This is a genomic window from Marinobacter vulgaris (assembly GCF_003344045.1).
GTDB lineage: Bacteria > Pseudomonadota > Gammaproteobacteria > Pseudomonadales > Oleiphilaceae > Marinobacter > Marinobacter vulgaris.
Genome location: NZ_QFWX01000068.1, coordinates 1 through 309 on the forward strand (window position 1 = coordinate 1; position 309 = coordinate 309).

Annotated in this window: 1 protein-coding gene; it reads right to left on the bottom strand. The window is 53.1% G+C overall.

The genetic code is table 11. The annotated features are described in order from the left end of the window. Window positions 1-309: transglycosylase SLT domain-containing protein (locus tag DIT71_RS17830; RefSeq protein ID WP_158538989.1), on the bottom strand; the 309-nt coding region annotated here is incomplete at both ends.

Here is a 309-nt window from a genome sequence, read left to right on the forward strand (position 1 = left end):
CCAGAAGTCTGTGGGTTTTCCACGCGCTTTATTCGCTTTCATTGCCTTCAGTACACGACCTTCACCACTGTTATACGCCGCGACGGTCAATAACCAGTCGCCGTCAAACATCTTGTTCAGACGTTGCATCATGTCGAGAGCGGCTGTCGTTGAAGCGACAACATCACGACGCGCATCGTAGTTGCGGGTCTGCTTTAAACCATAATTTCGCCCTGTGCTCGGAATGATCTGCCAGATGCCTGCTGCATTGGCGCCAGACGTCGCGTGCGGGTCAAAAGCGCTCTCCACTATGGGTAGTAGTACCAGTTC